The organism is Streptomyces sp. NPDC107521, from assembly GCF_055598485.1.
On record NZ_JBVKAT010000001.1, the window covers coordinates 1 to 23,856 of the forward strand.

Genomic DNA, 23,856 nt, shown 5'->3' on the forward strand with positions numbered 1-23,856 from the left:
TGGCCCGGGGCAGGGAGATCGCGTGCCGGTACTGACGCGGCTCATCCCGTCGCCGGTCGTCGTCGACATCCGCCCCGGAGCCCTCGACGACCTCGCCACCGTCCTCGCGGACCAGCGGGTCTCCCAGTCCGGCCGGCTCGCCGTGGCGATCAGCAGCGGCTCCGGCGCGCGGCTGCGCGAGCGGGTCGCCCCGTCGCTGCCCGGCGCCGAGTGGTTCGAGGTGGGCGGCGGCACCATCGACGACGCGGTGCGGCTGGCCGACGCCATGAAGAGCGGCCGCTACGACGCGGTCGTCGGGCTCGGCGGCGGCAAGATCATCGACTGCGCCAAGTTCGCCGCCGCCCGCGTCGGGCTGCCCATGGTGGCCGTCGCCACCAACCTCTCCCACGACGGCATCTGCTCGCCCGTCTCGATCCTCGACAACGACGCGGGGCGCGGCTCCTACGGGGTGCCGACGCCCATCGCGCTGGTGGTCGACCTCGCGGTGATACGCGAGGCCCCGATCCGCTTCGTGCGCTCCGGGATCGGCGACGCCGTCTCCAACATCTCGGCGGTCGCGGACTGGGAGCTGGCCCACCGGGTCAACGGCGAGCGGGTCGACGGCCTGGCCGCCGCCATGGCCCGCCAGGCCGGGGAGGCGGTCCTGCGCCACCCCGGCGGCTGCGGCGACGACGGCTTCCTCACGGTGCTCTCCGAGGGGCTGGTGCTGTCGGGCATCGCCATGTCGATCGCCGGGCACACCCGGCCCTCCTCCGGCGCCTGCCACGAGATCAGCCACGCCCTGGACCTGCTGTACCCCCGGCGCGCCGCCAGCCACGGCGAGCAGGTGGGCATCGGCGCGGCCTTCGCCACGCACCTGCGGGGCGACGAGGAGGGCTCCCGGCTGATGGCGGAGGTGCTGCGGCGGCACGGGCTGCCGGTGCTGGCCGGGGAGATCGGCTTCGACGACGACGAGTTCGCGCGGGCGGTGGAGTTCGCCCCGCAGACCCGGCCCGGCCGCTACACCATCCTGGAGCACCTCGATCTGCCGCCCGGCCGGATCAGGGCGGCGTACGCCGAGTACACGGCCTCCGTCGGGGGCTGAGCCGCGCGGGACGTCCGGGCTCCGGCCGTGCGCGCGGCCGGGGCCGCCGGGCCCGGTTTGACCCCGGTCGGACGGGACCGTAATCTTGACCGTCGGCGTGTCGACTGACCCGCCACATCTCCGTAAACCTCTTCCTTCCGGGTGAGGGCCCTCGTCGGCCGCCATCGGGAGAGGCCGTCCGCGTGTGTCACCGGGTGGCTGGACTGCGGGGGTGCCGTTCCCGAGCGAGAGAGTGAGATCCGCGTGTACGCCATCGTGCGCAGCGGCGGTCGCCAGCACAAGGTTGCTGTCGGCGACATCGTCGAGGTTGACAAGATTTCCACCGCCAAGGTCGGCGACACGGTCGAGCTCTCGACCCTGCTCGTCGTCGACGGCGACGCGGTCACCAGCGACCCGTGGGTGCTGGCCGGGATCAAGGTCCAGGCCGAGGTCGTGGACCACCACAAGGGCCAGAAGATCGACATTCTGCGCTACAAGAACAAGACCGGCTACCGCCGTCGTCAGGGCCACCGCCAGCAGTACACGGCGATCAAGGTCACTGAGATCCCCGCGGCCGCGAAGTAAGGGACTGAAGAGACATGGCACACAAGAAGGGCGCATCGTCCACCCGGAACGGTCGCGACTCCAATGCCCAGCGGCTCGGCGTGAAGCGCTTCGGCGGTCAGGTCGTGAACGCCGGTGAGATCCTCGTCCGCCAGCGCGGCACCCACTTCCACCCGGGCGCGGGCGTCGGCCGCGGCGGCGACGACACGCTGTTCGCCCTGCAGGCCGGCTCGGTGCAGTTCGGCACCAGCCGCGGCCGCAAGGTCGTGAACATCGTTCCGGTCGCCTGACCCGAGCGCTTCGCGAGGCGGACCTCACTTCCCGGCCGGGAAGCGGGTCCGCCTTTCGCGTGTTGATACTGAGACATCCGCACTTTCTGGAGGCACCCCACCATGACCACCTTCGTGGACCGCGTCGAGCTGCACGTCGCCGCGGGTAACGGAGGCCACGGCTGTGCCTCCGTCCACCGTGAGAAGTTCAAGCCGCTGGGCGGGCCGGACGGCGGCAACGGCGGCCGGGGCGGCGACGTGATCCTCACCGTCGACCAGTCGGTCACCACGCTGCTGGACTACCACCACTCCCCGCACCGCAAGGCCACCAACGGCAGGCCCGGCGAGGGCGGCAACCGCTCCGGCAAGGACGGCCAGGACCTGGTGCTGATGGTCCCCGACGGCACCGTCGTCCTCGACAAGGCGGGCAACGTCCTGGCCGACCTGGTCGGGCACGGCACCTCCTTCGTCGCCGCCCAGGGCGGCCGGGGCGGCCTCGGCAACGCGGCGCTCTCCTCGGCCCGGCGCAAGGCGCCCGGCTTCGCGCTGCTCGGCGAGCCGGGGGACCTGCGGGACGTCGTCCTGGAGCTGAAGACCGTCGCCGACGTGGCGCTGGTCGGCTACCCGAGCGCCGGCAAGTCCTCGCTGATCTCCGTGCTCAGCGCCGCCAAGCCGAAGATCGCCGACTACCCGTTCACCACCCTGGTCCCCAACCTCGGTGTGGTGACCGCCGGTTCGACCGTCTACACCATCGCCGACGTACCCGGGCTGATCCCCGGCGCCAGCCAGGGACGCGGCCTGGGCCTCGAGTTCCTGCGCCACGTCGAGCGGTGCAGCGTGCTGGTGCACGTACTGGACACCGCGACGCTGGAGTCGGACCGCGACCCGGTCTCCGACCTGGACACCATCGAGGAGGAGCTGCGCCAGTACGGCGGGCTCGGGAACCGGCCGCGGCTGGTCGTCCTCAACAAGACCGACGTGCCCGACGGACGGGACCTCGCGGAGCTGGTCCGGCCCGATCTGGAGGCGCGCGGCCTGCGGGTCTTCGAGGTGTCGGCGGTGGCCCACAAGGGGCTCAAGGAGCTGTCGTACGCGCTGGCCGAACTGGTCGCCAAGGCGCGCGCCGACCGCCCCCGGGAGGAGGCGACCCGCATCGTCATCCGGCCGCGGGCCGTCGACGACACGGGCTTCACCGTCACCCAGGAGGAGGACGGGCTGTTCCGGGTCCGCGGCGAGAAGCCCGAACGCTGGGTCCGCCAGACGGACTTCACCAACGACGAGGCCGTCGGCTACCTCTCCGACCGGCTGAACCGCCTCGGTGTCGAGGCCGCGCTGATGAAGGCCGGGGCGCGCGGCGGCGACGGCGTCGCCATCGGCCCCGAGGAGAACGCGGTCGTCTTCGACTGGGAGCCCTCGGTGACCGCCGGGGCCGAGATGCTGGGCCGGCGCGGTGAGGACCACCGCTTCGAGGAGCCCCGCCCGGCCGCCCAGCGCCGCCGCGACCGCCAGGCCGAGCGCGACGAGTACCAGCGCGAGTTTGACGACTTCGAGCCCTTCTGAGTCCGGAAGACAACGCAACCAATTGTCCGTTGCGTAATCTTGAATCAGTGTTCGACCCGTGGTGAAACCGGTTGCCCCAGAGTTCGCTCTTAGGGAGAAAGTCCCTTTGTCGCGCGCTCTGGGGGAGACGATATGGGCTTCGCGCCCGCCGACACCCAACCGGCCGACCACCCCAAGGTGTCGGTGATCATCCCGGTCTACAACGCCGCCGAACACCTGCCGCAGTGCCTCCAGTCGATCGTCGACCAGTCGATCGGCTTCGGCAGCGTCGAGGTCGTGACGGTGGACGACGGCTCCACCGACGGGGGCGGTGCGCTGCTCGACGCCTGGGCCGAGCGGCACCCCGGCCGGATCAGGGTGGTCCACCAGGAGAACTCCGGCGCCCCGGGCGGCCCCCGCAACCGGGCCATCGCCATGGCGCGCGGGGAGTTCCTGTTCTTCGCGGACCCGGACGACTACCTCGGCACCGAGGCGCTGGAACGGATGGTGGCGGCGGCCGAGCGCAACCGGTCCGACGTGGTGCTCGGCCGGATCAAGGGGGTGGGCCGCTCGGCCCCCGTCACCCCCTTCCGCCGGAACGTCGAGGGCGGCGACGTCTTCACCGCCAAGGCCGTCTGGTCGCTGACCGCCCAGAAGCTCTTCCGGCGCTCGCTGGTCGTGGAGCACGGGCTGCGGTTCGCGGAGGGCCTGCGGCTGGCCGAGGAGCAGGTCTTCGTCGTCCCCGCCTATCTGCTGGCCCGTTCCATCTCCGTGGTCGCGGACTACGACTGCTACTACCTCGTCCACCGCGACGACTTCCCCCACCTGACCCAGCAGGTGCCCGACCCGGAGCCGTTCTACGGCAACGTCCGCGACGTGGTGGAGATCGTCGCCCGGCACGTCCCGGCCGGTGAGCGGCGCAACTCGCTGCTCTACCGCTGGCTCAGCCTGGAGGTGCTCGGCCGCTTCGGGGGGCGGTTCGCCGCGTTGCCCGAGCCGACGCGCCGCCGGTACATGGAACTGGCCGACGAGCTGATGGACGCCTGCTTCCCCGGTGAGGTGGTCGACTCGCTGCCGCCGCTGGCCCGGCTCCGGTGCCGGCTGATCCGCGAGGGCTCCCTGGAGGAGCTGACCGCCCTGACCACCCTGGTCCCCCGGCCGAAGAAGGCCGTCAAGCCGAAGCCGGCGCCCGCCGCCCCGGCCGCCTCCGCCGCCGCGCCGTGCCGCACCCCCCGCCGCCGTTGCACCCCGTCCCGCATCCTGGCCGCCGGGCGGCGGCGCATCCGGCGGCGACTGCGCGGCACGGGGGACGGCTGACCGCCGCTGACCGGCGGGCGCGGTCACGGGAACGGGCCGGGCCCCGCGCGTCACGCGCGGGGCCCGGCCCGTTCCGGGGCTCAGGGCCGGGTCACAGCTCCCGGGCCTGCTCCAGCATCCGGTCCACGACCCGCGCCGAGGCGCCGCCGTCGTCCAGGTCGCAGAAGAGGTGGTGGAAGCGGTCGAACCGCTCCTGGTACTCCGTCCGCACCCGGTCGACGTCCCGGATCGCGTCCACCAGCTCCTTGGAGTTGTTGATCAGAGGTCCGGGGGAGTCCTGCTCGAAGTCGAAGTAGAACCCGCGCAGCGTGTCCCGGTAGTGCTCCAGGTCGTAGGTGAAGAACAGCATCGGCCGCTTCAGGTGCGCGTAGTCGAACATCACCGACGAGTAGTCCGTGATCATCATGTCGGCCGCGAGGTAGAGGTCCGCGATGTCCGGGTACTCCGAGACGTCGAAGACGAACCCGTTGCCCGCGCCCGGCACCGCGTCCACCACGTTGGAGTGGCGGCGGATCAGCAGCACGTGGTCGTCGCCCAGCCGCCGCCGCGCGTCGTCCAGGTCGATGCGCAGGTCGAAGCGGTACTGCCCGGCGCTGTGCGACTGGTCGTCCCGCCAGGTCGGCGCGTACAGCACGACCTTCTTCCCGGCGGGCAGCCCCAGCCGCTCCCTGACCCGCTCCGCGATGGCGTCCCGCTCGGGCGAGTACAGGTAGTCGTTGCGCGGGTAGCCCGACTCCTGGATCTCGCCCTCGTAGGAGAAGGCGCGCTTCAGGATCGGCGTGGAGAAGCGGTTGGAGGAGACGAGCAGGCTCCAGTTCTTCGCCTCCAGCGCCAGGCGGTTCTGGTACTCGCGGTCGAAGTGCAGCGTCTCGATGTCGTGCCCGATCTTCTTCAGCATCGTGCCGTGCCAGGTCTGCACGATGACCTGGCCGGGACGGCGCACCACCCAGTCGGGCAGGTGGGCGTTGGTGACGATGTAGCGGCTGGAGGCCAGCGCCTCGTACCACTCCCGGCCCCACATCCGGACCGGCTCCACGCCCTCGGGCAGCGTGACCTGGCCGTCGCGGACCGCCCAGAGGTGCTTCAGCTCCGAGTCGCGGCGCACCAGTTCCTCGTACATGGCGCGCGGGCTGTCGGAGAACTGCTTGCCGTTGTAGCTCAGGTAGAAGACCTGCTCCTTGAGCGGCTGCTGGAACAGCGGCTCGTAGACCTCGGCGCGCAACTGCCGCTGGCGGTACGGTCCGCGCTCCAGGTCGCTCAGCTCGGAGCGGGCGTTGAGCTGCGGGAAGTCGCCCCAGCGGTTCTCCAGCCAGTAGCGCCGGCCGCGCAGTTCGGCCTGGACCGGGAAGGCGTCGGAGGCCAGCCGGTCGATGACGAAGGGCACGTCGGGCACGCCCTCCTCGTCCGGCCGCAGGAAGATGTTCCAGCGTCCGGCGCGCAGCGGAGCCCCGCCGTCGCCGCCGAGGAGGGACGGGTCGAAGGCCACCTCGAAGCGGCCGTCCTCGCCCCAGGTGGTCTCGACGAACCGCTCCTCGTACCGGCTGCGCGGCTTGAGCAGGAAGCGGGAGCCGGTGAGCCGCGGGTCGACCCGGGCGGAGAGGGTGATCCGCCCGTCCCGGACGTCCGCGCCCTCGAGCACGGCCCGGCGGGTGCGGCCGGAGAACTTCAGGAAGCCGGTGTGGCCCGCGATCACCGCGACCTGCACCAGGTGCGCCTGCTCCCCGAGGGAGTCGGGCAGCGGGAACTCGGCGTCGCCCAGCCCCTCGCGCATCACGGTGCCGAAGCGCCGCTCGCCGCCCCGCGCGTCGGTGGCGACCAGCACGGTGGACCAGGTCCGCTTCTCCGGCTGGGCGATCTCGTCGACGCCCTCGTGGAAGACCAGGGCCACGTCGGCGACCGGCACCAGGACGGAGAACTCCTGGCGGTCCCCGACGCGTTCGACGGTGACGGGGTAGTCGAAGGTCTCGGCGCCCTTCTGGTTCTTGACCCGCAGCGTCACCCGCTCGCCCTCGGCCAGCGGCTCGCGGATCTCACCGGTCACCCGGATCCGGTCGCCCTCCAGGGCGCGGTCGGTGATCAGGGCGCGGACCTTCTCGATGCGCAGCTTCAGCGCGCCCCGCTCGACGGCCGGCATCAGCCGGAAGTCCGGGCTCAGCCAGTGGTACGGCGGGAAGTTGCACGGCGCGCCGCCGCTGGAGTGGACGGAGTGCCGGCGCACCAGGCCGGAGGCGAAGATGCCCAGGCCCACGTGCCAGAGCGCCTCCTGCCACTCGCCGCCCTTGCGGAGCTTGGCCGGGTCGAGGGTGACCTCCCAGCCCGCCCAGTCGTAGTTGTAGCGGTCCTGGCCGGAGTTGGTGGTGACCTCGGGGCGCTGCACACCGCGGGCCGGCAGCAGGACGCGGCGCCGGGAGCGGTCCTTGCGGAGCTGGAGGACCTTGACCGAGGAGTGCCGCGAGGCCAGGTCGATCTTGTCGATCCAGGCGTTGCCGGACAGCACCAGCTTGCCGTCGACCCACTTGATCTCCTGGAGCGGGGCCCGCATCCGGAGGTGCTGGTCGATGCGGAGGGCGCCCCGGGGGAGCTGGAGGTCCGCGCCGGCCAGCGAGGGGAACGAGGCGTACTTCCGGAGCAGGCCGCTGACCTCGGGCGTCTCCCGGCGGCGCTGCCCGGCCAGGAGGGCGATCAGCTCCTCCATCTGGTGCTTGCGCACCAGCAGCCACTGCACGCGCAGTTCGGCCGGCAGCTCCATGACGAGCTTGGGGTCGATGCTGTCGAGGAAGCGGTTGGCGGAGCGCAGGAACTCGGCGCGGTACTCCTCGTCGCCGTCCGGCACCACGTTGAGGAACAGCCGCAGGTCGTCCATGAGGACGCGGGTGTCGTACTCGCGCTTGAGCCGGGCGTTGGTCTCACCGCTCCGTCCGGCGAGGAAGGAGCTGATCTCCATGACGGAGGTGACGCGGTCGCGGACACCGGCCGGGTCGGTGCGGCGCTGCGTGATCGAGGGGGCGGACTCGCCCTCGCGCAGCCGCCAGTAGTAGCAGGGCTCCGAGATGACGTCGACGTTCTCGGCCAGGTAGTGGGCCCGCAGGGTGACCGGGGTGTCCTCGTACAGCCGGCCCTCGGGGAAGGCGAAGCCGTGCTTGTCCCAGAAGGAGCGGCGGAAGACCTTGTTGCAGGCGATGCGGTCGGCGACGAGCTTGGCGTAGCGGGATATGTGGGTGCTCACCCGGGCCTCGCCGGCCAGCATCCGCATCAGCGGGACCTGCCAGGACTTCTCGCCCTTGAGGTGGAAGACGTTGCCGGTGGCGAAGTCGGAGCCGCTCTCGTCCAGGCTGCCGACCATCAGCCGGTAGGCGTCCGGGGGTATGAGGTCGTCGCTGTCGACGAAGGTCAGGAACTCCGACTCGGGCGCCAGACGGGAGGCGCCGGTGTTGCGGGCCGCGCCGAGGCCGCCGTTCTCCTTGCGTATGAGCTTGAACCGCGGGTCCCGGGAGGCGTATTCCGCGGCGATGTCGGCGGAGCCGTCGGGCGAACCGTCGTCCACCATCAGGACCTCGAAGTCGCGGAAGGTCTGCGCCGCGAGCGAGTCCAGGCAGTCGGGGAGGTAGCGCTCCACGTCGTAGATGGGGACGATGACACTGAGCCGAGGGGCCATGGCTTGGTGATCTCCTTTCCGGGTCAGGCCCGCTCGACCGGTGCGAGCGCCTGGGCGGGGGTCGGGGCGTGGGAGCGGTCGTCGAACGGGACGATCGGCAGGGGGCTCTCGTCACCGAGGAAGACGCGCCGGACGACGCGTTCGGCCGCGTGCCCGTCGTCGAACTCGCAGAAACGACGGCGGAAGGCGTCGCGCCGCGCGGTCGCCTCCGGGCTGTCGTACGCGCCCGACGCGAGCAGCCCGATCAGTTCCGCCTGGGTGGTGGCGACCACGCCGGGCGGCTCCCGGAGCAGGTCGAAGTAGGTGCCGCGGACGGCCGAGTACACGTCCCAGTCGGGGACGTAGCTGATGACGGGCCGGTCCAGCACGGCGTAGTCGAACATCGCCGAGGAGTAGTCCGTGATCAGCGCGTCCGCGGCGAGGTACAGCTCCTCCACCCGGGCGTGCCCGGAGACGTCCACGACGCGTCCGGTGCGGCGCAGCTCCGCGATGTGCGGGGAGCCGCCGTAGAAGTAGTGGCCGCGGACCAGCACCGTGGCGTCCGGGCCGAGTTCGGTGGAGAGCCGGGCCAGGTCCAGCGGCGGGGTGAAGCCCGGCTGGTACTCGCGGTGCGTCGGCATGTACAGGAACACCCGGGCGCCGTCGGCCAGTCCCAGCGTCGCCCGCGCCGCGCGCACGTCCTCGGCGGTGGCGCTGACGAGCACGTCGTTGCGCGGGTAGCCGGTCTCCAGGGTGGTGTACGAGCAGGGGTAGACCCGCTCCCACACCACCGTGGAGAAGCGGTTGGAGCTGACGCTGAAGTCCCAGCGGTCGCACCGCTCCAGGAGCTTCTCGAAGTCCATGTCGGTGGAGGCCGGGTACTTCTGCTGGTCCAGGCCCATGGTCTTCAACGGGGTGCCGTGGTGGGTCTGCACATGGACCTGGCCCTCGCGCTTGACGACCGAGTCCCCGAAGTTCACGTTGTTCACGAGGTACTTGGCGCGCGCCACGGCGGCCCAGTACTCCCGCGAGCCCACCCGGACCGCCCGCACGCCCTCCGGCACGGCGGCCGCGGACTCCGGCCGGATCGCCCAGACGCGGCGCATGTGCGGTGCCCGGCGGGCCAGTTCGGCGTCGATGGCGGCGGGGTTGCAGGAGACGCTGCGGCTCCAGTACGCGGAGAACAGCACCAGGTCCTCGTCCAGCGGCAGCCGGAGCTGCGACTGGTAGAAGGCACCCATCGCGCCGCGCTTGGAGCGGTTGAGGGCGGTGCGGGCACGGGTCCGCACGCGCTGGCGGAACTTCACCGCGGCCAGGGCGCTGACCATGGTGGCGTAGGCGTCGCGCTCCAGCAGGGCGTACTTGTGGCCGCGGCCGGCGGCCGGGCGCTCGAACCCCTCGGGGAGACGGGCGCGGTAGTCCGCCGAGGCGCGGTGGAAGAACTCCGCCCGCGCGTCCTGCGGGAGGCGGCCGGGGCGCTCCAGGACGGTCAGGTAGTGGTCGGCCATCTTGCGGAACAGCGGCGCGCGCCACCGGGCGAGTTCCTCGTGGGCGTCGAGGTAGTCGAAGACCCGCTGGTACTGGTCGAAGACGTCGAAGTGCTTGCGGCTGACGGTCTTGAGGATGTTCCCGCCCTCGCGGCGCTGCCGGTAGAGCACGCAGACCCGGTCCAGGACGGCGATCCGCTCGGCGCTGATCATCGAGCAGAACGTCCAGGGGGCGTCCTCGTAGTACCCGGGCGGGAAGGTCAGGCCGGTGCGGGTGATGAAGTCCCGCCGGTACGCCTTGTTCCACACGATCTGGAGCAGGTCCAGCAGTTGCGGGCGCTCGGTGAGCGGGAAGACGTCGGGGCCCTGGACCTTCAGCAGATCGGCGCGGAGGTTGGGGCGGACCCGCCCGTCCCAGTAGGTGCGGGCGTAGTCGAAGACGAGGATCTCCGGCTCTCCGGTGGCCTCGATCCGGTCGCTGATCGCGGACAGCGCGCCGGGGGACAGGGTGTCGTCACTGTCCAGGAACAACACGTAATCGCCGGTGGCCTTTTCCAGCCCCGCGTTGCGCGCCCGTCCCAGACCGACATTCTCCGTGAGGTGAATCACATGAATGCGGGAGTCCCGTGCCGCGTACTCGTCGAGAATTGCGCCGGACCCGTCGGGCGAGCAATCGTCGACCGCGATGATCTCGAAGTCCGCGCGGTCCTGTCCGAGTACGGAGTCGAGGCACTCGGGCAGATAGCCCTGCACCTTGTAGACCGGGACGACGAGAGAGAGTTTGGGCATCCTTACAACCTGTTCCGAGAACTGACCACGGGACCGCGGGCTGGTACCGGAAGCGTTCCGGGCGCCGGTCGGCCGGGAGCGCGCCGCCGCATCAGCGTAAAGGATTCACGTGGAGTTACGGCGGGCACGGTAGCCGGACGGCCCGTGCCGTGCCACCGAGGCAATTGCCCCGCGCGGGACGGATGAATCGCTCCGGGCGCCGCGCGGGGAGAACTTCCTCACATCCGGGAACCTGTTGGGCTTTCCGCACTCCGCGTCCCCCGGGCCCCGCGTGCCCCGGCGGCTTTCCCCGGCTCGGGGGCGGGACCGCGCGCGGGCCCAACTCCCGGGTGGCGCCGCGCGGAACGAAGGGGCCGGTCACGGGAGGAACGGGACACGCGGCGGGACGGAAGGGGCGGGAGGTCCCCGGGGCGGGGGCGCGGAGCGGGGCGGGCGGACGTCCGGCGGCCCGGGGCCCGGCCGTTCACCGACCGCGCGGGACGGCGCGCCGCCGGGCCCCGCGCACCGCACCGGCCGACGGGACGGACGGGTCCGGCGGTACGGACGGGGCGGCGCGATTCGTGACGAGGCTGTGACAGGTACGGGGGTGCCGTCGGATGAGGCGGGGCGGCCGCTCCGGCACGCAGGCGACCGCCGTGGGATGGCGGCGCCTGCGGCCGGGACGGGGCGACGGCGGGGGCAGGCGCGGCGGGGAGGGACGGGCGCGGTGCGGCGGCGCGGGCGTTGCGGGCCATCACGGGCCGCGCGCCCCGGACCGCCGGACCGGCACCGCTCCCACCCCGTCCGGGACCGTCCCCGGCCGGCCGCCGGGTGCGCGTCCGGGGCCCTTCCGGCGCCGGGTCCCGGGGTGTCGCGTCCGGGCTGCGGACGGGCACGCGGGGCGGCGCGGGTTTCGCGTAGATTACCCGGCGAGCGACCGGACCGGCCGCGGGGCGACGGGAGAGGGCGGGCGGCACTGTGGCAGGGGCGAGGGAGAGCGTGGGAGAGGCCCGCAGGGTCGTGGTGAAGGTCGGCTCCTCCTCGCTGACCACCGCGTCCGGCGGACTGGACGCCGACCGGGTCGACGCGCTCGTCGACGTGCTGGCCAAGGCGCGCGGCGGGGACCGGGAGGTCGTCCTCGTCTCCTCCGGCGCCATCGCCGCCGGGCTCGCCCCGCTGGGTCTGCGCCGCCGCCCCCGCGACCTGGCCCGGCAGCAGGCCGCCGCCAGCGTCGGCCAGGGCCTCCTGGTCGCCCGCTACACCGCCTCCTTCGCCCGCTACGGCGTCCGGGTCGGCCAGATCCTGCTGACCACCGACGACATGAGCCGCCGCTCCCAGCACCGCAACGCCTCGCGCACCCTGGACAAGCTGCTGGCGATGGGCGCCTTCCCGGTCGTCAACGAGAACGACACCGTCGCCACCGACGAGATCCGCTTCGGCGACAACGACCGGCTCGCGGCCCTCGTCGCCCACCTCGTCCACGCCGACCTGCTGGTGCTGCTCTCCGACGTCGACGGCGTCTACGACGGCGACCCCTCCCGCCCCGGGACCTCGCGGATCGCGGAGGTGCGCGGCCCCGCCGACCTCGCGGACGTCGAGATCGGCAGCGCCGGCCGGGCCGGGGTGGGCACCGGCGGCATGGCCACCAAGGTCGAGGCGGCCCGGATCGCCGCCGCCGCCGGCATCCCGGTCGTGCTCACCAGCGCGGTGCACGCGGCCGAGGCGCTGGCCGGCGGCGACACCGGCACCTACTTCCACCCCACCGGCCGCCGCTCCGCCGACCGGCTGCTCTGGCTCCAGCACGCCTCCGCCCCGCAGGGCGCCCTGGTCCTGGACGACGGGGCGGTGCGGGCGGTCGTGGAGGGCCGCAAGTCACTGCTGCCGGCCGGGATCGCGGGCGTCGAGGGCGACTTCGGCGCGGGCGACCCGGTGGAGCTGCGGGACACCGCCGGACGCGCGGTCGCCCGCGGCATGGTCAACTTCGACGCCCGGGAGATCCCCCGGCTGATCGGCCGCTCCACCCGCGAACTGGCGCGCGAACTGGGACCCGCGTACGAACGCGAGGTCGTACACAGGGACGATCTGGTGATCCTGCACCCGTAATGGGCCGAATCGTCCCCGAATCGGTGGTGGACGTTCCGCAAAACCGCCCCGGGATCTTCCGGGGCCTGCTCAACTTTCCTCACAGTGACGGGGCCCGGCCGACCACCGGGCCGACGTGTGGGTGAAGGAGGCCGTCGTGAGCGGAGCGCGCCCAGGGCCGGCGTCCCGCGGGGGACCCGGCCACCGCGGCGGCACGGGCTCCCGGGCCGGGGGCGGCCCCGGCGGCCGCACCGGCTCCCCGGTGAGCGGGCGGGCCGGGGGCGGGCCGGGAGGCCGCGGCGGAAGCGGCGGGGGACGGGGCGGCGGGAGCCGCGGCGGGTCCCGCCAGCCCGGCGAGGAGCGGACCCTGACCAGCGTCGCCGCCGGCGACCGGTTCCGGGGCGAGGAGCCCGCGCACATCCCGCGCCTCTGGCACGTCACCCTCAGCGTCAGCGGCGCCCGCGCCCCGCTCACCGAGGTCCGCCGCGCCCTGGAGCAGCTCGCCCACGACCACCCCTTCCTGCTCACCAGCCGCTACGCCGACGACCACGCCGAGATCCGCTACTGGGAGGAGGCCCGGGACCTGCACGACGCCGCGGCCGTCGCCCTGCGCCTCTGGGGCGAGCACCGGCAGACCGCGGGGCTGCCGCCCTGGGAGATCGTCGGCCTGGAGGTCATCGACCGGGCCACCTACCACCAGCGCATCGCCGCCGGATACGGGCCCGCCCCGGCCACCCCCGTCGGCGTCCACCCCTTCTGACCGGCCCCGCCCCCGCCCGGCGACCGGGCTCCGGCCATGTCTCGGGGTGTGGAACGGGAGCGGGACCCCGGGCCCGGCGCACTACCCTTCCCCTCATGACCACGCTCTCGCCGTACGACTCGATGTCCCCGGTCACCCGGGCCGCCTACCGGGCCAAGGCCGCCGCGGCCGACCTCGCGCCGCTGCCGCGGGCCGCGAAGGACGACGCGCTGCTCGCCGTCGCCGACGCGCTGGAGGTCCGCACGAGCGAGATCGTCGAGGCCAACGCCCAGGACGTGGCCGCGGCCCGGGCCGGGGGCACCCCCGAGGCCATGATCGACCGGCTGGTCCTGACCCCGGAGCGGGTCCGCGCCGTCGCCGCCGACGTCCGCGACGTCGTCGCGCTGCCCGACCCGGTCGGCGAGGTCGTCCGCGGCTCCACCCTGCCCAACGGCATCGACCTGCGGCAGGTCCGGGTCCCGCTCGGCGTGGTCGGCATCATCTACGAGGGCCGGCCCAACGTGACCGCCGACGCCGCCGCCCTCTGCCTGAAGTCCGGGAACGCGGCACTGCTGCGCGGCTCCTCCTCCGCGTACCGCTCGAACACCGCCCTCGTCCGGGTGATCCGCGACGCCATCGGCGGGGCCGGGCTGCCCGCCGACGCCGTGCAGCTCGTGCCGGGCGAGAGCCGGGAGAGCGTGCGCGAGCTGATGCGCGCCCGCGGGCTGGTCGACGTGCTGATCCCGCGCGGCGGCGCCTCGCTGATCAACACCGTCGTCCAGGAGTCCACCGTCCCCGTCATCGAGACCGGCACCGGCAACTGCCACGTCTACGTCGACGCGCAGGCCGACCTCGACACGGCCGTCGACATCCTCGTCAACTCCAAGGCCCAGCGGCCCAGCGTCTGCAACGCCGCCGAGACCCTCCTCGTCCACCAGGACATCGCCGCCGCGTTCCTGCCGCGCGCCCTGGACGCCCTCGCGGACGCCGGGGTCACCGTGCACGCCGACGAGCGGGTGGCGGCGTACGCCCGGGGCTCCCGGGCCACCGTCGTCCCGGCCACCCCCGAGGACTGGGAGACCGAGTACCTCTCCTACGACATCGCCGCCGCGGTGGTCGACTCGCTGGACCGGGCGGTCGAGCACATCCGGCTGTGGACCTCCGGCCACACCGAGGCCATCGTCACCACCTCGCAGCAGGCCGCCCGCCGCTTCACCCAGCTGGTCGACTCCACCACGGTCGCCGTGAACGCCTCCACCCGCTTCACCGACGGGGGCCAGTTCGGCTTCGGCGCCGAGATCGGCATCTCCACCCAGAAGCTGCACGCCAGGGGTCCCATGGGCCTGCCGGAGCTCACCAGCACCAAGTACATCGTCACCGGCGACGGACACGTCCGGCGCTGACCGGACGGGGCGTGGGCCGCCGGGCGGATTTCCCCCGTCGCCTGTCCGAAGCGACCCCCCGGGTCTACTCTGGATCCGTGCCGGAGGACGTGGGGGGTTCGCCGTTTCCCGACGGCTGGAATCCCGACGACGACCACGACCGCGGAGGGTCGGACGAAGAGTTCGCCTCCGTGGTCTTCGACGAGGACTTCGTACGCGCCGCCACGGTCCGTGAGCCGAGCGCCGTCGAACGCCTGCTGGCCGCCGCCGAGGCGCGGGCCGAGGCCGCCGAGGCGGAGGCCGCCCACCGGGGCCACGCCCGGGGCGAGCGCTACGACGACGGCTACGACCCCTTCGGACCCGACTCCGACCTCCCGGACCCCGACGACGACGTCGACCCCCTCGACCGGCCCTACGGCGCCCCCGCGACCTACGGGCCCGTGCGCTGGCACCGGCCCGTCGCCTGGCTGCTCGCCCTCCTGATGGGCATCGGCATGGTCGCCCTGGCCTTCGTCGCCGTCTACCGCGGCGCCGCCGCGGGCGGAGCCCCCGGCCGGGCCCCCGCCTCCACCGGCCCGGAGCAGGGCGGCGCCCTCGGCCCGTCCGGCGCCGCCGACCGCGTCCCCTCCGCCGTACCGGCGCTGCCGGGCGGCCCCTGACCTGCCCGGCCGCCCCCGCGGCGCCGGACGAAGTCGCCCGCACCGGCGCGTTTACCGGGGCCCGCGGAAACCTACCCTGAAGGTATGGGAGGGCCTGGTGACCCGCCGGAGGGCACTCCTCCGGGCGGAGAGGACGAATACCGATCCGTCGTCTTCGACGAGTCGTTCATCCGCGCTGCCCGGCTCCAGGAGTTCTCCGCCCGCGAGCGCCTGGGCGACCACACGCCCGCCGTGCGCCGCCGCCCGCCGCTGCACCGGGGCCTGCCCCGGCAGGCCATCGCCCTCGTCGTCCTGATCGCCCTCGCCTTCGGCACCGCGATCTACCTCGGCGTACGGCACTCCATCCAGGAGCCGGGCGGGGGAGCGGCGAACCGCCCGGCGCGCACCACCGTCGTCCCGCTCGCCCCCCAGGACCGGGTCCCCGGCGCGGACGACGCCGCCGAGCTGTACGCGCACAGCCCCGCCGCCCGGCTGAGTGCCGGGGCCGCGGGCATCCCGCTGCCGGACACCCGGCCCACCGCGCACTTCTCCGACGAGCAGGTGCGGGACGCCCTGATCACCGCCAAGGACTACATCGTCCGCTCCTCGCTCGACCCGGCCGTGCTCGCCGGACGCGACATCCGCCCGGTGCGGACGCTGCTCGACAGCCGCCAGTTCGCCCAGTTCGACGAGGGCCTCGCCCATCCCGCCGCGGACGGGCGGCACGCGCCCACCGGATGGCTGGTGCGCTTCGACCCGTCCCGGGCCGTGCTCGCCGACGACGAGATCCGGGTGCGGGGCGTGCTGCGCGCCCGGGAGAGCGACTCCTCCACCCTGGAGGTCACCGCCGACCACGTCTTCGTCTACGCGCTGCGGGCGCCCGGCGACCCCCACGCCCGGGTCTCGCTGTTCACCGTGCGGCGCGAGCTGCGCCTCCACTTCGACCGGGAGAACCTGCGGCTGCACCGCACGCGGCTGGTCAGCGCCCAGGTCCAGGCGGGGCCGCTGTCCTGCGGGGAGGACGCCGCGAGCCGGCTGCGCCCGCTGCTCGCCGGGCAGACCGCGGGGCCCGCGGCGCCCGCCGTCACCGACCCGTACAGCACCTCCGGGGCCACGGTCCTGTGCGGGACGCTGGCGCGGGAGGCCCAGCCCAGGGTGTGAGCGGGGGCCGGGCGGGGGCGGTGGCCCCCGCCGGGGGCGGGGCCACGGGCGGCGCGAGGGGTCACCGGTTCACGCCGGGGCGCCCGCCTCACCGCCGGTGGGGTAAGCGAGCGGGGTCCGGGCCGTCCACCGGCCGCGCCCCGGGCCGCCCCGGCGGCCGGAGCCGCCGTGGCGTCACCGCCGGAGCGGGGCCGCGCAGCCGCCGGTCGCAGCCGGCGCGGGCGCCACCGGCGGACGCTCAGTCCCTGCCGCCGGGGGAGACGTCGCCGGGACCGCCGGGACCGCCGGGACCACCGGTGCCGCCCGCGCCCCCGGGCCCGTCGGGACCGCCCGTGCCACCCTCCGTGCCCGGACCGGACCCGCCGGATGCCGCCGGGCCGTCGCCGGACTTCCCGGAGCGGGCCGAGGCGAAGCCGCCGAAGCCTCGGCGGACCCGGTCGCCCAGGTCCCCGGCCCCGCCCGCGATGTCGTTGACCAGCTTCATCAGCGGGTCCTTGGAGCCGCGCACGTGCGCGGCGTAACCGGCCGCCGACTCGCGGAAGGAGTCCCGGACCGAGGCGTCCCCGTCCTCCTCGCGGCGCGGGTAGTGGCCCTCCGTGATCCGCTGGAAGTCCCGGGAGGACTCCCACTTCTTCAGCTCGGCCGCGCGCACCGTGGTGAACGGGTGCGAGCGGGGCAGCACGTTCAGGATCTTCAGCACGGAGTCGCGCAGGTCGCCCCCGGCCTCGTACTCCTCGGCCTGCTCCAGGAACGCGTCCACGTTCATCTCGTGCAGGTGGTTGCCGCCCGCGATCTTCATCAGGCCCCGCATCGAGGCGTGCAGGTCCTGGCCGACCAGGAGCCCGGCGCGGTCGGCGGACAGCTCCGACTTGCGGAACCACTCGCGCAGCGCCGTCACGATCGCCATGATCGCGAGATTGCCCAGCGGGATCCACGCGACCCGGACCGCGAGGGAGGTCAGGAACAGCAGGATGGTGCGGTAGACGGCGTGCCCGGAGAGCGCGTGCCCGACCTCGTGGCCGACGACCGCGCGCATCTCCTCCTCGTCCAGCAGCTCGACCAGCCCCGTGGTGACGACGATGATCGGCTCGTCCAGGCCGACGCACATCGCGTTCGGCACCGGGTCCTGGTTCACGTACATCGGCGGGACCTTCTCCAGGTCCAGGATGTGGCAGGCGTCCCGCAGCATGTCGTTGAGGTGCGCGAACTGCCGGTCGGAGACCCGTACCGAGTCGGACAGGAACAGCAGCCGCAGGCTCCGCTCGGGCAGCAGGCCGCTCAGCGCCTTGAAGACCGTGTCGAACCCGCTGAGCCTGCGCAGCGCGACGAGGGCGCTGCGGTCGGCGGGGTGCTCGTAGGCCCGCGAGGAGATCCCGGGGTAGCGCCTGCGCTGCCTGCCCGGTGTCCTCTCCCGCCCGGTGTGCTGCTGGCCGTCGGACATGTCTTCCCCCATGTGCGTCTGTGTGACCGTGTGGCGGCCGGTTGACGGCCGGTGTGGGCGGCCGGTGCGGGCGGCGCGCCCCGGACCGTCCGGGGCCGGGCCCCCGCGGGACCCTCCCGGGTCCGCCGTGCCCCCGGGGCCGGGTCCAGCCTAGGCGGCGCTACCGTGGACGGGCAGCACAGCGAAGGAGTACACGCCATGGAGCACTTCCCCCACGCCGTCCGGCTCGCGGAGGCCGCCGCCGCGGCCGAGCACGAGGGGGCGGGCAACCTCCTGCGGACACTGCTGATCGTGATGGTGGTGGGCTCCGCGCTGACCGCGTGGTTCCTGCTGAGGGGCTACAAGCAGAAGGACGACTGAGGCGCTCAGGAGGTTCCCCGGCCCGGCCCAACGGCGGAGTCGGCGTGATCGTCCGTGGACGGCCCGCATACGATGAGCCGACGTCCTTGTCCCGCCCACACCTGATAGGTCCTGCCGAAGATGAGCTTCCACAGCACTGCTGTCCAGTTGGTCACCGTCGCGTCCGAGGGGGGCGAGGGCCACGGCGGCAACCACAACAGCCTCAACCCCCTCGCCGTCGGCCTGAGCGCGTTCATCATCCTGATGCTCCTGTTGTGGATCACGACCCGTTTCAACCGCGATCGCTGAACCCGCCGCGTTCCGGGGGATCTGGCGGCCGGGGGGTCCTGGCCGGGCCGGTAGGGTCTGCACGCATGGGAGAGCAGGACATGCCTACCGGCCCGGCGCACGACACGGCGAGAGGCGAGCGGGACCGCACGCCGACCGGCCGCGCCCCCGGCCCGCACCCGGTGACGGGCCCGGCGGGCACGACGGCGGTGCCCGGCAGACGCAGGCTCGGCGTCATGGGCGGCACCTTCGACCCGATCCACCACGGGCACCTGGTGGCGGCCAGTGAGGTCGCCGCGCAGTTCCGGCTGGACGAGGTGGTGTTCGTCCCCACCGGCCAGCCCTGGCAGAAGAGCCACCGCACGGTCTCCGCGGCGGAGGACCGCTATCTGATGACGGTCGTCGCCACTGTCGAGAACCCGCAGTTCTCGGTCAGCCGCATCGACATCGACCGCGGCGGCCCCACCTACACCGTGGACACCCTGCGCGACCTGCGGGCCCTCAACCCGGAGTCCGACCTCTTCTTCATCACCGGTGCCGACGCCCTCGCCCAGATCCTCACCTGGCGCGACAGCGACGAACTCTTCTCCCTGGCACACTTCATCGGCGTCACCCGGCCGGGACACCATCTGACGGACGCCGGACTGCCCAAGGGCGGGGTCTCGCTCGTCGAGGTGCCGGCCCTGGCCATCTCCTCCACCGACTGCCGGGCCAGGGTCGCCAAGGGCGACCCCGTCTGGTACCTGGTGCCGGACGGCGTCGTGCGCTACATCGACAAGCGACAGCTCTACCGCGGCGAGTGAACCGAGAGGGCCACCGGTGAACGACCGATACGACGCGGGACACGACGACGGCACCGCCACCCCGTACGACATCGTTGGCTACGACGAGTACGGCCGCCCGGTGTACGGCCGGACCGAACCCCAGCGGCCGTCCCCGGGCCGGTTCCCGGCCCAGGGCGCGCCCCAGCAGCCGTACGACCCCTATGGGCAGGGCACCCCGTACGACGGCCGGGGCGGGCACGTCGACCAGGGCGTCCAGGGCGGGCATGCCGACCAGGGCGGCGGCCACGGGGCCGGGCAGGGGCAGGGGCAGGGGCAGGGGCAGGGGTACGGCTACGGGTACGACCCCTATGCCGCCGGGCAGCAGCAGCCCGCCGACCCCTACGACCCCTACGGCACCCGGGGCGGCTACGGCACGGGCGTCCAGCAGCCCGCCCAGGACCCCTACGGCACCCACGGGACGTACGACGGCTACGGCGGCACCGCCGCCCCGCAGCAGCAGCAGGCGTACGACCCCTACGGGCAGCGGGCGTCCGACGGCGCCCGGCCCCCCGCGACCGGGCAGGGCCACGGCATTCCGCACCAGACGGGACCCGACGGACGGTCCGCCCACGCCGCGCCGCCCGACGGCTTCGACGGCCGGGGCGGACCGGGCGGCGAGCACGGCCCGGACGGGTCCGGGGGCCCCGGCGCCGACGGCCGCGGCACCCACGGGAACGCGGCCGACGGCCACGGCGGCGCGGACGGGGACCCGTCGGCCGGGGACCCCGGCGGTCCCGTCCCGGACGACTACCGCACCGAGCAGTTCGCCTTCGTCGAGGAGCCCGCCGGGGACTCCGAGGACGTCATCGACTGGCTCAAGTTCACCGAGAACCGCACCGAGCGCCGCGAGGAGGCCCGTCGCCGGGCCCGCCGCCGCGTCCTCGTGCTGACCGTCGTCCTGGCCCTGGTCGTGGCCGGCGGCGCCGGGGCCCTCTGGTACACCGGGAAGCTGCCCGGGGCGTCCTCGTCCGGTGCCGGGAGCAAGACCCCGGCGGCCGCCGGCGCCCAGAAGCGCGACGTGATCGCCGTCCACCTGCACGACACCAAGCGGGGCTCCACCTCCACCGCGCTGCTGGTGAACAACACCACCACCCGGCGCGGCACCGCCGTGCTGCTGCCCAACTCCCTGGCCCTGACCGGCGACGACGGCAGCACCACCACGCTCGCCGACTCGGTGGACGAGGCCGGTCCCGACGCCACCCGGACCGCGCTGGACTCGGTCCTCGGCACCGAGATCGAGGGCACCTGGCGGCTGGACACCCCCTTCCTGCAGATCCTCGTCGACCTCGTCGGCGGCATCGAGCTCGACACCGACGCCGACGTGCCCGACCCCGACGCCGGGAAGAAGGGCGCCGCGCCCCTGGTGCACCGGGGCGCCAAGCAGAGCCTGAGCGGCAAGATGGCCGTCGCCTACGCCACCCACCGGGGCAAGGGCGAGTCCGCCGACGCCCAGTTGCAGCGGTTCGGCCAGGTCCTGAACGGCGTGCTGCGCAAGCTCTCCTCCGACCCGGAGGCCGCCACCGTCACCGTGCAGACCCTCGGCCAGGTCCTCGACCCCCCGCTGACCGAGAAGGACCTCGGCACCTTCCTCGCCGGGCTCTCCGACCTCGCCAAGGGCGGTGACTTCGGCACCGCGCTGCTGCCCGTCGGGGAGGGCGGCGCGCTCGGCCCGGAGGCGGGCGACGGCATCGTCAAGGACGTCCTGGGCGGCACCGCGAAGAGCCCCGACGAGGACGCCCCCGTCAGCGTCCGCGTCCGCAACGCCACCGGCGTCGAGGACCGCACCGGCAAGGCCCGCGTCACCCTGGTCAACGGCGGCTTCACGGTCGTGCAGGGCGGCAGCGCGGGGAGCGCCGCGGCCACCTCCGAGGTGCTCTACGCGGAGCCCGGTGGCAAGGAGGACGCCGTCCAGGTCGCCCAGACCCTCGGCCTTCCCGTCTCCGCGGTCCGCCAGGGCGAGGTCGGGTCCAACGCGGACGTCGCCGTCACCCTCGGCCAGGACTACCGCCCGGCGGAGCAGGGCGACAGCCCCTAGGGGACCGGTGCCCCCGCGGCGGGCCGGGCGCCGTCGGCGGTCGTGCGATCCTTGGGATTCACACGACCGCCGACGGAAAGCCACGCAGTGACCGCGACCGACCGCTCTCTGGAACTCATCACCACCGCCGCGCAGGCGGCGGCCGACAAGCTCGCGCACGACATCATCGCCTACGACGTCAGCGACGTGCTGTCGATCACGGACGCCTTCCTGCTGGCCTCCGCCCCCAACGACCGCCAGGTCAAGTCGATCGTCGACGAGATCGAGGAGCGGCTCAGCAAGGAACTCGGCGCCAAGCCGGTGCGCCGCGAGGGCGACCGCGAGGCCCGCTGGATCCTCCTCGACTACGTCGACATCGTCGTCCACGTCCAGCACAGCGAGGAGCGGGTCTTCTACGCCCTGGAGCGGCTGTGGAAGGACTGCCCCGAACTGGAGCTGCCCGAGGACGCGCGGGCGACCCGCGGCAAGGCCGAGGAGCACGCCAAGCGGCAGGCCGAGGAGGAGGCGGCGGAGCCCGGGGACGACTGGTGACCGGCGCGGCGGGCGGGGCGGCGCCGGGCACCCCGGGCCGGGGCCGCCGCATCGTCCTCTGGCGGCACGGCCAGACCGACTGGAACGTGGAGCACCGCTTCCAGGGCTCCACCGACATCGGGCTGAACGCGACCGGCGTGGCCCAGGCCCGCCGCGCCGCCCGCCTGCTGGCCGCCCTGGACCCCGACGCCATCGTCGCCTCCGACCTGCGGCGGGCCGCCGACACGGCCGCCCACCTGGCCGCGCTCACCGGCCTGGAGACCGTCCACGAGAAGGACCTGCGGGAGACCTACGCCGGCGTCTGGCAGGGGCTTACCCACGACGAGATCATCGCCCGGCACGGCGAGGAGTACGCGGCGTGGAAGCGCGGCGAGCCGGTCCGCCGGGGCGGCGGCGAGCTGGAGACGGAGGTCGCCGACCGCGCCGCCCCCGTCGTGCTCCGGTACGCGGAGCGGCTCCCGGAGGACGGCACGCTCGTCGTGGTCAGCCACGGCGGCGCCATCCGCACCACCATCGGCCGCCTCCTCGGCCTGGAACCGCGGAGCTGGGAGGGCCTGGGCGGCCTGATCAACTGCTGCTGGTCCGTGCTGGGCGAGGGCGCCCGCGGCTGGCGGCTGCTGGAGCACAACGCCGGCACCCTGCCGGAACCGGTCCTCGGCGACGACGACTGAGGTCCCGGCGGGGTCCGGTCCCGGGGCTCGGTCCCTCAGGGCTCGGTTCCTCCGGGGCCGGAACGTCCCGGGCCGGACCGTCCGGGGCCGGGGCGGCGCGGGCACGGGTGCCGGTGCGGACGTGGGATGCGGGGCGCCGCCGGGCGCCGGAACCCGGTCCGCGCCGGGTGCGTCCGGGTCCGTCCGGGTCCGCTCACGGGCCGGTCCATGGGCCTGCCCGGGGGCGCGCCACCCGTCTCCCGCCCGTCCTCCGCCCGCCCGTCGAAGGGCCGGGAGGGGCCCGGGACCCCGGATTTCACTTTCCGGCAGGTCACAGGCTAAAGTTCTTCTTGTTCGGCCCGCGGAGCGGAGCGAACAGGACCACACGGCCCGGCCGGGTGGTGGCGAGGGGCTATAGCTCAGTTGGTAGAGCGCCTGCATGGCATGCAGGAGGTCAGGAGTTCAATTCTCCTTAGCTCCACAGTTCACGGACGAATCCCGTCCCCCTCGGGGGGCGGGTTTTTTCGTGCCCCCAGGCGTGAGCCGCCCCGGTCACTGGGCATACGTTCCACCAGGTCCGTGTCCGGACCGGTACCGAAGCGTCGCTGACCGTGTCGGCCCGGTCATGGCAGAATCAAACGGCCGGAAGGGGACGCGGCCCGACGGGAGGGAGTGGCGATGTCTGCGAGCATCCTCGGGGAGGTCGGTCACCTCACCGACGGAGCGGTGACACCGCGCACCACCAGCCTTCCCCTTCCCGGTTCCGCCCGGGCGGCGCGGGTTCCCGCCGGTCCCGTCGGCGGCTGCCGCGCGAGCGCGGCCCTCGGCCACCGCCGGGGCTGAGCCATGGGTGCACACAGGCGGAAGTGCGACTGGTGCGGCAGCGGCACGCCGATCGTCCGCGACATGGAACCGGTCAACCCGGACTACCAGTACTGGTGCGAGGAGTGCGCGCGGGCGCTGATCATAAAGGGCGACCCGATCGAGACGTACCGCGAGCTGGAGGGTGAGCCGATCTACGGCCGGCTCCTGGAGGAGCACTGCACCCTCAAGCGCTTCTACTCCTTCGTGACGGCCTGAGCGCCCGGCGGCCCGGGCGCGGCCC

Annotated in this window: 21 protein-coding genes and 1 tRNA gene; 19 read left to right on the forward strand and 3 right to left on the reverse strand. The window is 73.7% G+C overall.

Features of this window, described 5'->3' with window-relative positions:
• Positions 1-22 precede the first annotated feature (22 nt).
• From ACZ7LB_RS00005 to ACZ7LB_RS00025, 5 genes are all read left to right on the forward strand, one after another.
• A complete protein-coding gene (locus tag ACZ7LB_RS00005) occupies positions 23-1,084 on the forward strand; it encodes an iron-containing alcohol dehydrogenase family protein (RefSeq protein WP_471464236.1) in 1,062 nt (353 codons plus the stop codon).
• Between the two features lie 243 nt (positions 1,085-1,327).
• Positions 1,328-1,648 carry a 50S ribosomal protein L21 gene (rplU, locus tag ACZ7LB_RS00010; RefSeq protein WP_004931419.1) on the forward strand — a complete coding sequence of 107 codons (321 nt, stop codon included), beginning with the start codon at positions 1,328-1,330 and terminating at the stop codon, positions 1,646-1,648.
• Positions 1,649-1,662: 14 nt separating this feature from the next.
• On the forward strand, positions 1,663-1,917 hold the full coding sequence (rpmA, locus tag ACZ7LB_RS00015) for a 50S ribosomal protein L27 (protein ID WP_006132816.1): 255 nt from the start codon (positions 1,663-1,665) through the stop codon (positions 1,915-1,917).
• 102 nt (positions 1,918-2,019) lie between these two features.
• The gene (obgE, locus tag ACZ7LB_RS00020; RefSeq protein WP_471464239.1) at positions 2,020-3,456 is read left to right on the forward strand and encodes a GTPase ObgE; all 1,437 of its coding nucleotides are present in this window, start codon (positions 2,020-2,022) and stop codon (positions 3,454-3,456) included.
• Between the two features lie 132 nt (positions 3,457-3,588).
• Positions 3,589-4,752, forward strand: coding sequence for a glycosyltransferase family 2 protein (locus tag ACZ7LB_RS00025; protein WP_471464241.1), 1,164 nt, complete (start codon positions 3,589-3,591; stop codon positions 4,750-4,752).
• Between the two features lie 91 nt (positions 4,753-4,843).
• Here the strand turns inward: ACZ7LB_RS00025 and ACZ7LB_RS00030 are convergent, their stop codons facing one another.
• Entirely contained in the window at positions 4,844-8,407 is a 3,564-nt protein-coding gene (locus ACZ7LB_RS00030) for a bifunctional glycosyltransferase/CDP-glycerol:glycerophosphate glycerophosphotransferase (RefSeq protein WP_471464243.1), read from the reverse strand.
• A 23-nt stretch (positions 8,408-8,430) separates the two neighbouring features.
• The gene (locus tag ACZ7LB_RS00035) at positions 8,431-10,662 is read right to left on the reverse strand and encodes a bifunctional glycosyltransferase/CDP-glycerol:glycerophosphate glycerophosphotransferase (RefSeq protein ID WP_471464245.1); all 2,232 of its coding nucleotides are present in this window, start codon (positions 10,660-10,662) and stop codon (positions 8,431-8,433) included.
• Positions 10,663-11,640: 978 nt separating this feature from the next.
• Between ACZ7LB_RS00035 and proB the strand changes: the two genes are divergently transcribed.
• From proB to ACZ7LB_RS00060, 5 genes are all read left to right on the forward strand, one after another.
• The gene (gene proB / locus ACZ7LB_RS00040; protein ID WP_471464247.1) at positions 11,641-12,744 is read left to right on the forward strand and encodes a glutamate 5-kinase; all 1,104 of its coding nucleotides are present in this window, start codon (positions 11,641-11,643) and stop codon (positions 12,742-12,744) included.
• A gap of 241 nt (positions 12,745-12,985) precedes the next feature.
• A complete protein-coding gene (locus ACZ7LB_RS00045; RefSeq protein ID WP_471465091.1) occupies positions 12,986-13,483 on the forward strand; it encodes a hypothetical protein in 498 nt (165 codons plus the stop codon).
• 95 nt (positions 13,484-13,578) lie between these two features.
• Positions 13,579-14,865: a glutamate-5-semialdehyde dehydrogenase gene (locus tag ACZ7LB_RS00050; protein WP_471464248.1), complete on the forward strand. Its 1,287-nt coding sequence runs from the start codon at positions 13,579-13,581 to the stop codon at positions 14,863-14,865.
• 77 nt (positions 14,866-14,942) lie between these two features.
• Positions 14,943-15,503: an SCO2584 family spore wall biosynthesis protein gene (locus ACZ7LB_RS00055; RefSeq protein ID WP_471464250.1), complete on the forward strand. Its 561-nt coding sequence runs from the start codon at positions 14,943-14,945 to the stop codon at positions 15,501-15,503.
• A gap of 84 nt (positions 15,504-15,587) precedes the next feature.
• Positions 15,588-16,643 (forward strand): SCO2583 family membrane protein, encoded by a 1,056-nt coding sequence (locus tag ACZ7LB_RS00060; protein WP_471464252.1) that lies wholly within the window; start codon positions 15,588-15,590, stop codon positions 16,641-16,643.
• A 238-nt stretch (positions 16,644-16,881) separates the two neighbouring features.
• Here ACZ7LB_RS00060 and ACZ7LB_RS00065 read toward each other — a convergent pair whose 3' ends face one another.
• Positions 16,882-18,084: a M48 family metallopeptidase gene (locus tag ACZ7LB_RS00065; RefSeq protein WP_471465092.1), complete on the reverse strand. Its 1,203-nt coding sequence runs from the start codon at positions 18,082-18,084 to the stop codon at positions 16,882-16,884.
• A 198-nt stretch (positions 18,085-18,282) separates the two neighbouring features.
• Here ACZ7LB_RS00065 and ACZ7LB_RS00070 point away from each other — a divergent pair, with 198 nt between their 5' ends.
• From ACZ7LB_RS00070 to ACZ7LB_RS00110, 9 genes are all read left to right on the forward strand, one after another.
• Positions 18,283-18,444, forward strand: coding sequence for a hypothetical protein (locus tag ACZ7LB_RS00070; protein ID WP_471464253.1), 162 nt, complete (start codon positions 18,283-18,285; stop codon positions 18,442-18,444).
• 120 nt (positions 18,445-18,564) lie between these two features.
• Complete coding sequence (locus ACZ7LB_RS00075) at positions 18,565-18,732, forward strand: hypothetical protein (RefSeq protein WP_471464255.1); 168 nt, start codon at positions 18,565-18,567, stop codon at positions 18,730-18,732.
• 65 nt (positions 18,733-18,797) lie between these two features.
• On the forward strand, positions 18,798-19,514 hold the full coding sequence (gene nadD / locus ACZ7LB_RS00080; RefSeq protein ID WP_471464257.1) for a nicotinate-nucleotide adenylyltransferase: 717 nt from the start codon (positions 18,798-18,800) through the stop codon (positions 19,512-19,514).
• A gap of 16 nt (positions 19,515-19,530) precedes the next feature.
• On the forward strand, positions 19,531-21,570 hold the full coding sequence (locus ACZ7LB_RS00085) for an LCP family protein (RefSeq protein ID WP_471464259.1): 2,040 nt from the start codon (positions 19,531-19,533) through the stop codon (positions 21,568-21,570).
• A gap of 87 nt (positions 21,571-21,657) precedes the next feature.
• On the forward strand, positions 21,658-22,101 hold the full coding sequence (gene rsfS, locus ACZ7LB_RS00090) for a ribosome silencing factor (RefSeq protein ID WP_471464260.1): 444 nt from the start codon (positions 21,658-21,660) through the stop codon (positions 22,099-22,101).
• The gene (locus ACZ7LB_RS00095; RefSeq protein WP_471464262.1) at positions 22,098-22,772 is read left to right on the forward strand and encodes a histidine phosphatase family protein; all 675 of its coding nucleotides are present in this window, start codon (positions 22,098-22,100) and stop codon (positions 22,770-22,772) included. The genes rsfS and ACZ7LB_RS00095 overlap by 4 nt, the downstream gene beginning before the upstream one ends.
• Before the next feature lie 387 nt (positions 22,773-23,159).
• Positions 23,160-23,232 (forward strand) — tRNA-Ala (locus tag ACZ7LB_RS00100).
• 197 nt (positions 23,233-23,429) lie between these two features.
• A complete protein-coding gene (locus ACZ7LB_RS00105; RefSeq protein ID WP_161224679.1) occupies positions 23,430-23,594 on the forward strand; it encodes a hypothetical protein in 165 nt (54 codons plus the stop codon).
• 3 nt (positions 23,595-23,597) lie between these two features.
• The gene (locus ACZ7LB_RS00110; protein WP_003976229.1) at positions 23,598-23,831 is read left to right on the forward strand and encodes a hypothetical protein; all 234 of its coding nucleotides are present in this window, start codon (positions 23,598-23,600) and stop codon (positions 23,829-23,831) included.
• Positions 23,832-23,856: the final 25 nt, after the last annotated feature.

What these genes read in the sequence shown, in the direction of transcription:
- rpmA (WP_006132816.1), top strand. Translation starts at nt 1,663, where the DNA reads ATGGCACACAAGAAGGGCGCATCGTCCACCCGGAACGGTCGCGACTCC.
- obgE (WP_471464239.1), top strand. Translation starts at nt 2,020, where the DNA reads ATGACCACCTTCGTGGACCGCGTCGAGCTGCACGTCGCCGCGGGTAAC.
- ACZ7LB_RS00025 (WP_471464241.1), top strand. Translation starts at nt 3,589, where the DNA reads ATGGGCTTCGCGCCCGCCGACACCCAACCGGCCGACCACCCCAAGGTG.
- ACZ7LB_RS00030 (WP_471464243.1), bottom strand. Translation starts at nt 8,407, where the DNA reads ATGGCCCCTCGGCTCAGTGTCATCGTCCCCATCTACGACGTGGAGCGC.
- ACZ7LB_RS00035 (WP_471464245.1), bottom strand. Translation starts at nt 10,662, where the DNA reads ATGCCCAAACTCTCTCTCGTCGTCCCGGTCTACAAGGTGCAGGGCTAT.
- ACZ7LB_RS00050 (WP_471464248.1), top strand. Translation starts at nt 13,579, where the DNA reads ATGACCACGCTCTCGCCGTACGACTCGATGTCCCCGGTCACCCGGGCC.
- ACZ7LB_RS00060 (WP_471464252.1), top strand. Translation starts at nt 15,588, where the DNA reads ATGGGAGGGCCTGGTGACCCGCCGGAGGGCACTCCTCCGGGCGGAGAG.
- ACZ7LB_RS00065 (WP_471465092.1), bottom strand. Translation starts at nt 18,084, where the DNA reads ATGTCCGACGGCCAGCAGCACACCGGGCGGGAGAGGACACCGGGCAGG.
- ACZ7LB_RS00070 (WP_471464253.1), top strand. Translation starts at nt 18,283, where the DNA reads ATGGAGCACTTCCCCCACGCCGTCCGGCTCGCGGAGGCCGCCGCCGCG.
- ACZ7LB_RS00075 (WP_471464255.1), top strand. Translation starts at nt 18,565, where the DNA reads ATGAGCTTCCACAGCACTGCTGTCCAGTTGGTCACCGTCGCGTCCGAG.
- nadD (WP_471464257.1), top strand. Translation starts at nt 18,798, where the DNA reads ATGGGAGAGCAGGACATGCCTACCGGCCCGGCGCACGACACGGCGAGA.
- ACZ7LB_RS00105 (WP_161224679.1), top strand. Translation starts at nt 23,430, where the DNA reads ATGTCTGCGAGCATCCTCGGGGAGGTCGGTCACCTCACCGACGGAGCG.
- ACZ7LB_RS00110 (WP_003976229.1), top strand. Translation starts at nt 23,598, where the DNA reads ATGGGTGCACACAGGCGGAAGTGCGACTGGTGCGGCAGCGGCACGCCG.